Origin of the sequence: Synechococcus sp. R6-7, assembly GCF_047461695.1 — a bacterium.
Lineage (GTDB): Bacteria > Cyanobacteriota > Cyanobacteriia > Thermostichales > Thermostichaceae > Thermostichus.
Genome location: NZ_JANSHS010000170.1, coordinates 1 through 6,685 on the forward strand (window position 1 = coordinate 1; position 6,685 = coordinate 6,685).

General features: G+C 58.5%; 9 protein-coding genes. 3 read left to right on the plus strand and 6 right to left on the minus strand.

Going from position 1 to position 6,685, the window contains the following annotated elements; all coding sequences use genetic code 11:
- Nucleotides 1–276: 276 nt before the first annotated feature.
- The 4 genes from ndhI to NW815_RS05775 are packed head-to-tail and all read right to left on the minus strand — an operon-like array spanning nt 277 to nt 3,544.
- The gene (ndhI, locus tag NW815_RS05760) at nt 277–900 is read right to left on the minus strand and encodes an NAD(P)H-quinone oxidoreductase subunit I (protein ID WP_414344323.1); all 624 of its coding nucleotides are present in this window, start codon (nt 898–900) and stop codon (nt 277–279) included.
- Between the two features lie 38 nt (nt 901–938).
- The gene (nuoH, locus tag NW815_RS05765; protein ID WP_414390529.1) at nt 939–2,060 is read right to left on the minus strand and encodes an NADH-quinone oxidoreductase subunit NuoH; all 1,122 of its coding nucleotides are present in this window, start codon (nt 2,058–2,060) and stop codon (nt 939–941) included.
- Nucleotides 2,061–2,116: 56 nt separating this feature from the next.
- The gene (locus tag NW815_RS05770; protein WP_011432507.1) at nt 2,117–2,320 is read right to left on the minus strand and encodes a hypothetical protein; all 204 of its coding nucleotides are present in this window, start codon (nt 2,318–2,320) and stop codon (nt 2,117–2,119) included.
- A gap of 39 nt (nt 2,321–2,359) precedes the next feature.
- A complete protein-coding gene (locus NW815_RS05775) occupies nt 2,360–3,544 on the minus strand; it encodes an NAD(P)H-quinone oxidoreductase subunit H (protein WP_041437160.1) in 1,185 nt (394 codons plus the stop codon).
- Between the two features lie 170 nt (nt 3,545–3,714).
- Here NW815_RS05775 and NW815_RS05780 point away from each other — a divergent pair, with 170 nt between their 5' ends.
- Nucleotides 3,715–4,038 (plus strand): DUF3288 family protein, encoded by a 324-nt coding sequence (locus NW815_RS05780; RefSeq protein ID WP_414390532.1) that lies wholly within the window; start codon nt 3,715–3,717, stop codon nt 4,036–4,038.
- Between the two features lie 69 nt (nt 4,039–4,107).
- Here the strand turns inward: NW815_RS05780 and NW815_RS05785 are convergent, their stop codons facing one another.
- Complete coding sequence (locus tag NW815_RS05785) at nt 4,108–4,665, minus strand: carboxymuconolactone decarboxylase family protein (protein ID WP_414352218.1); 558 nt, start codon at nt 4,663–4,665, stop codon at nt 4,108–4,110.
- 143 nt (nt 4,666–4,808) lie between these two features.
- Complete coding sequence (locus NW815_RS05790; protein ID WP_041436298.1) at nt 4,809–5,063, minus strand: hypothetical protein; 255 nt, start codon at nt 5,061–5,063, stop codon at nt 4,809–4,811.
- Nucleotides 5,064–5,122: 59 nt separating this feature from the next.
- Between NW815_RS05790 and ureG the strand changes: the two genes are divergently transcribed.
- Both ureG and NW815_RS05800 read left to right on the plus strand, forming a co-directional pair.
- Nucleotides 5,123–5,785 carry an urease accessory protein UreG gene (gene ureG / locus NW815_RS05795; RefSeq protein ID WP_011432513.1) on the plus strand — a complete coding sequence of 221 codons (663 nt, stop codon included), beginning with the start codon at nt 5,123–5,125 and terminating at the stop codon, nt 5,783–5,785.
- Nucleotides 5,782–6,585, plus strand: a complete 804-nt coding sequence (locus NW815_RS05800) for an urease accessory protein UreD (RefSeq protein WP_414390535.1) — start codon at nt 5,782–5,784, stop codon at nt 6,583–6,585. Before ureG ends, NW815_RS05800 begins: the two co-directional genes overlap by 4 nt.
- Nucleotides 6,586–6,685 lie beyond the last annotated feature (100 nt).

A 6,685-nucleotide genomic window follows, 5' to 3' on the forward strand; every position in this document is an offset into this window, starting at 1 on the left:
TGGCTCAAATGAAAGATCAACACAACCTAGTAAGAGGGGGCGGCTGCCTGTTCTTTTTCTTCCGAACCCTATGATGAAACTGTTTGAACGTTGCTCCCAGTCAACTGCTTCCATTCGCTTTACCATAACACTTCGCAAACAGTTCGCAGGAGCGGAATTGTCGCCCAAGCCTTTAGCGGGTTAGCCGCCTCAGGGGAATCTGCGGGTAAGTTCACACTCTCTTTGCCCCTAGGGATAGGTCTCTCCACCAGCAATCTAGGCCGTTGGCTGTTCCGACTACTCCACTGCAGCTTTGGCTTCCTTCTCTTTGGCTGCCTTGGCAGCGCGCATTTCCGCCAAAATCTCTTCGGGTCGTTTACCGGCACGCTGGGATCCGGCAGGTAAGTCGTGGGGATCGATTACCCCTTTGGGCAGATAGGCAAATTCTCGCAAGGGGGTCACCATCGGGTCTTCGGTAACTTTAGAGGGCAGACGGCCCATCGCCACTTGGTGGTAGTTGAGGTCATGGCGGTCGTAAGTAGCCAACTCATAATCCTCGGTTACCGAGAGACAATTGGTGGGGCAAAACTCCACACAATTGGCACAGAAAATGCACACCCCAAAATCGATGCTGTAGCTGTAGAGCTCCTTTTTCTTCAGCTCTGGGTTGTAGGCCCAATCCACCACCGGCAGATCAATGGGGCAAACCCGAACGCAGATCTCGCAGGCAATACACTTATCGAACTCGAAGTGGATGCGTCCCCGAAAGCGCTCAGAGGGGATCAGCTTTTCGAAGGGGTATTGCACGGTTACCGGGCGCCGGCCCATGTGGTCGAAGACAACCCCCATCCCTTGGCCGATGTACTTGGCGGCTCGGAAGGCATCGCCCACATATTCTTTGACACGCTTTAGAAAAGTCATGGTCTATGTTCTCCCTCTCTGGCCTCTTTACTTCTCATTCAACCCCCAAAAAAGGTGGGGAAGGCGAGCTTTAGGGCTGCCGTCAGCAGCAAGTTAACAAAGGATACAGGCAGCAAAAACTTCCACCCCAAGTCCAGCAGTTGGTCAATGCGCACCCGTGGCAAGGTCCAGCGCAGCAGGATGGCCAAGAAGATGAAGATAAAAGCTTTGACCATCGTCATGACAATGCCCAAGGCCGCCGCGCCGATCTGCAAGAAGGGGTTATCCAAGAGGATCCCGGCCAGGGCGGCAATCGTTTCCACCGGCACCACAAACGACCAACCCCCCAAGTACAGCACCGCTGCAATGAGGGAAGCCAGCAGCAAGTTGGCGTAGGATCCCAGATAAAAGAGGGCAAACTTCATGCCGGAGTACTCCGTTTGGTAACCGGCCACCAGCTCTTCTTCTGCTTCCGGCAAGTCGAACGGGATCCGCTCCGTTTCCGCCAGAGCCGAGATCAGGAAAATGACAAAGCCAATGGGCTGCCGCCAGACGTTCCAGCTCAGAATGCCCAGGCCGCTCTGCTGCTCCACGATCCCCACGGTGTCCAGGCCATTGCTCATCAGCACCACGGCCAACACCGACAGGGCCAACGGCAGCTCATAGCTAATCGACTGGGCCGCCGCGCGTAGCCCCCCCAGCAAAGAGTACTTGTTGTTGGAGCCGTAGCCGGACATCAACAGACCGATGGGTTGCACGCTGGAGGTGGCGATCAGGAAGAACACACCGATGGCAATGTTGGAGATCAACAGGTTTTGGCCGAAGGGAACCACCAGGTAGCACAGGAAGACCGGCAGGAAAACCAATATCGGCCCTAGTGTGAACAAAACCGGGTCGGCCAAGATGGGCAGAACATCTTCTTTGGTCAGCAGCTTGACGCCGTCGGCAATCGGGATCAGCACCCCCTGAGGGCCAGCCATGTTGGGGCCAATCCGCTGTTGGGCTGCTGCCGAGATCTTGCGCTCCAGCCAAGTCATGACCATCACCCCCAAGGTGGCGGCGATGATCAGCAGCAACATCGGCAGGGGCATCCAGAGGGCATGGGCTGCGCCTGCTCCCAAGCCTAGGTTCTGTAGGGCAGTCTCGAAGCCAAGTTGTAGGTCGATACCAGTGTTTGTCATGGGGGTGAGTAGCTCCCTAGAGATGGCGGGTTGGGTAGGGTTTGGGATCCCTGTAGCTAAGTTTTCCCGTTGGGATCCGATTGGGGGGGACGGTTGCGGCGGCGTAGCTCCTGCTGGATGATGGCCTGAAGGCGAGCATCAGATAGCTCTTCCGCGCGGCGGCGCCTTTCCTCTTGGTACTTAGCCCATTGCTTGGGGCCGATAACCGCAGCAATGACAGACACAATCAACAGCGGCAGAACCAAGATCGCCCAGGCCATCGCCTTTGTCCTCGCTTTCCGTAAGTATCTTAGCGATTCCTAGCGATCCACCTCGCCCATGATGATGTCAATGCTGCCGAGGATGGCGATCATGTCGGCTACCTTCATGCCGCGAATCAACTGAGGCAGTACCTGCAAATTGACAAAGCCGGGGGGGCGGATCTTCCAGCGCCAGGGGCAAACGTTGTCGTCTCCCACGATGTAAATGCCCAGCTCTCCTTTGGCGCTCTCCACCCGCACGTAGGCTTCCCCTTTGGGGATCTTGAAGTTGGCCGAAGGCTTTTTGCTGATGAACTGGTAGTCCCCTTTGTTCCACTCCGACTTCGGCCCCTCCAGCATCCGCTTGGCTTCCAGGTTTTCAAAGGGGCCTCCTGGCAAAGCCTTGACGGCTTGCTGCACGATCTTGCAGGACTCCCGCATCTCTTTCATGCGCACCCGATAGCGGGCCAGGCAATCCCCTTCGGGGTAAACGGCCACCTCCCAGTCGAAGTCGTCGTAGCACTCGTAGTGATCCACTTTGCGCAGATCCCAGTTGACGCCGCAGGCCCGCAACATGGGACCCGACAGACCCCAGTTGATGGCGTCTTGCTTGGAGATGGCTCCCACCCCTTCCAGCCGCCGGCGGAAAATCGGGTTGTCGGTAACCAGCCGCTCGTATTCATCCACTTTGGGCAAGAAATACTCGCAAAAGTCTAGGCATTTTTCCGTCCAGCCGTAGGGCAAGTCCACCGCCACGCCGCCCACCCGGAAATAGTTGTTGTTGATCAAGCGCATGCCGGTGACGGCTTCAAACAAGTCTAGGATCCACTCCCGCTCCCGCATGGCGTAGAGGAAGGGGGTTTGGGCGCCCAAATCCGCCAAGAAGGGACCAAACCAAAGCAGGTGGTTGGTGATGCGGGTCAGCTCCAGCATGATCACCCGTAGGTAGCTGGCCCGTCTGGGCACGCTGATCCCGGCCAGTTTCTCAACGGCATTGACGGTGATGGCCTCGTTGAACATGCCGGCCCCGTAGTCCCAACGGGAGACGTAGGGCAGGTATTGCACCACCGTGCGGTTTTCGGCGATTTTTTCCATGCCGCGGTGCAAGTAGCCAATCACCGGTTCGCAATCGACGATGTTTTCACCGTCTAGGGTGACCAGCAGGCGCAAAACCCCGTGCATGGAGGGATGGTGCGGCCCAAAGTTGAGCAACATCCGGTCGGTACGGGTCTCGATCATGGGCATGGGCATAGCCGCCGCCTCCGCAACTGAAGAATGTTCATGGTCTGCAACATTTGCAGTATAGCGGTTTTCTTCTGCCTTCTCGGGATCCCATGCCATCAAGGATCCCAATCCTCGATATTGAAAGTCTCCAGGGGAACTCAACTAGAGTGAGAGAAAAAGGAGGAAGACCGATGGCTATATCCCGTTCACCCGCGAATGGCCCATCCCGGAGAGAGCAGCAACATCCGCAGTATGCCACCGACCGGGCTGTGCTCGATGAGCTGATGGTGCAGGCCCAGGAGAGGCCCCTCTCGGATTGGGTACTGGCGGAAGTTGCCCGTTTGCGCATCCGTTACCACGGTTTCCCCGGTGCCTGGGATCTGCAGCGGGATTTGGATCAGATCTTGGAACAGTGGGGCATGAGCGAAGAAGAGCTGTTCGCCCAGACCCGCCAGATCCATGCCCGCGGCCAGGTGTACGACCGCAGCTTTAGCACGCGAGACGACTGGGCCTAGTGGAGGGTTTGGGTCGGGATCCCTCACCCCCATCCCCTCTCCCTCTGGGAGAGGAGAGCCCGCCGCTACCTAAGAGACGTGAAGTTGCTCGGCAAAGACGGGATCCAAAGGCACATCCAGGGCGGCAATCACCTTGGTCCAGAAGTTCATGAAGCCAATCCAAGCCGATAGCTCCACCAGATCTTCATCTGACCAAATGGCTTTTAGCTGGGCAAAGAAGCTGTCGGTCACCACCATGCTGGGCACGGTCATCCGCTCAGCGTACTCGATGGCCAGCTTCTCCGCTTCGGTGTAGAGGGTGCTGGTGCGGGCCTGGGCCACCGCCGCAATTTTGGCAGGGGAGGCGCCGTACTTTTGCGCCTGCAGGGTGTGGTAGGGAAGGCAGTAGTGGCGGCAGCCGTTGATTTGGGCAATGCGGATGCTGACCAGCTCCTTCAGCTCTTCAGGCAAGTTGGGGTTTTGGGTGTGCAGCGCCCCGTAGAGGTTCATCACGGCTCGCATCAGTTGGGGCTTGTGGGCCATCACCTGCAGGGGGTTGAGGGCGGTGCCGTAGGTTTTCTCCAGGCTTTCGTAAACCTTTTGCAGTTGCTTATCGGCTTTCTCTGGGGTAACAGGAGGGATCCGCATGGACAGTCTGTAAAATTGCAGCATTCTCGACTTTAGCGCGTCTGGGGGATCCGCCCAAGCCTGAGGGGCGCTTCACGGTCTGGGGGAGGGATCCTTTCTCCGCCTGAAACCAGGCACCTGCCTCCCTTCTTACTTGTCAAGGGTCAAGGATTGCCCAAGGATTGCTCAACGGCTTCCACCTGCTGCTGGGTGGCGGTAGCCCCTTGGTTGAGGGTTTGCTGGATCTGTTCCCGAGATTGGTAAATCTGCAGCGGCCCACCTTGAGGGATCCCTTGCTGGGCAGCTTCTGGGCTGGCTTGCTCTGGTCTCGGCTCCGAACTCAGCGGGTTGCGATAGAGGCGGTTGACCAGCAAAAATCCCACCAGCACCACAGCAGTTGCCACCAAAAGCCGAACCATACTCGGATCCCTTGCAAGCATCTGGTTCTAGAATGCCCAAAAAGAGGAGCAGGTATCCGATGTCGGGCAAAGTTGCGCAAACTTCCCAGCCGGTACGGGTTGGCATTGGCGGCCCGGTGGGATCTGGAAAAACCGCTTTGGTGGAAAAGCTCTGCTTGGCGCTGCGGGACCACCTGTCTTTGGCGGTGGTGACCAACGATATCTATACCCGCGAGGATGCCGAGTTTTTGGTGCGGGCCAAGGCCCTGGAGGCAGAGCGGATCATTGGCGTAGAGACCGGCGGCTGCCCCCACACCGCCATTCGGGAAGATGCCTCCCTCAACCTAGACGCCATTCAGGAGCTGGAGCGCCGCTTTTGCCCCCTGGATCTCATCTTGGTGGAATCGGGGGGGGACAACTTGGCAGCTACCTTCAGCCCGGAGCTGGTGGACGCCTGCATTTACGTCATCGACGTGGCCGAAGGGGACAAGATCCCGCGCAAAGGCGGGCCGGGGATCACCCGCTCCGACCTGCTGGTGATCAACAAGATCGATCTGGCTCCCTATGTGGGAGCAGACTTGGGGGTGATGGAACGGGATGCCCGTCGCATGCGGGGAGATAGGCCCTTTGTCTTTACCAACCTGCGCACGGGTGAGGGGCTGGAGCAGGTTCTCAGTTGGCTGGAGCGGGAGGTGCTGTTTCGCCCCATCAAGGCCGACCCCCCCTCGGTGAGCCGCCTGTGAACTTCGGTAAGGCCATCTTGAAGGCAACCCGCCGAGGCGACCATACCCACATTTGGGAGTATTCTCAGGCTCCCTTGCAATGGCTGGGATCCCCTGGGGAGCCACCTGTGTACTACCTGCGCAACCCCAACGGCGGCCTGCTGGGTGGGGATCGCCACCGGATCGAGATCGGGCTGGGGCCAGGCTCGGCGCTGGAAATTCGCACCCAAGGGGCAATGCGGCTACATCCCGGCTTGATTCGGCAACAGGTCAAGGTCAAGCTGGCCCCCACCAGCCAGTTGATCTGGATCCCTCACCCGACCATTCCGGGGGCAGGGGCAGACTTTCGCCAGCAGGTGCAGATCGAACTGGATCCCACAGCCCGCCTGGCCTATGCCGAGATCTGGACTGCCGGACGGCTGGCCATGGACGAACGCTGGCAGTTTGAACATCTTGCCAACTGCTTGCAAGTTTGGGTCACTGCTGGGATCCCATCCTCCCCCGAGGGGAGAAAACTCTGGCTGCAGGAACACATAGACCTGCACTTTCCCCATCGGCAGGTCTCCGCCGCGTCAGTGCTGGGATCCCATCTCTGTTGGGGATCCCTGTACTTGCTGGGGGATTGGCCGGAACCCACTTGGCCGACCGTTCACATCAGCGGAACGGAGTCCCCATACTGGCTGGTCAAGTCTCCGGATCCCATCTGTAAGGGTTGGATTCTGCGCCAGGTGGGGCCACAGGCAGAGGCCATTTGGCGGCATTTTGGCCAGGTTGCACTACAGCTTGCTCAAGCCAAGGGTGGCTCACCCCAGGGGTGGTAGACTAAGGCTGACTCAAACCAACTGGTTGACCCAAGGCCGGGACGGAGTCCTTTGAACGCTGCTCAACGGATTCTCAGCTAGAAATCGCAGGAGCCCCGCA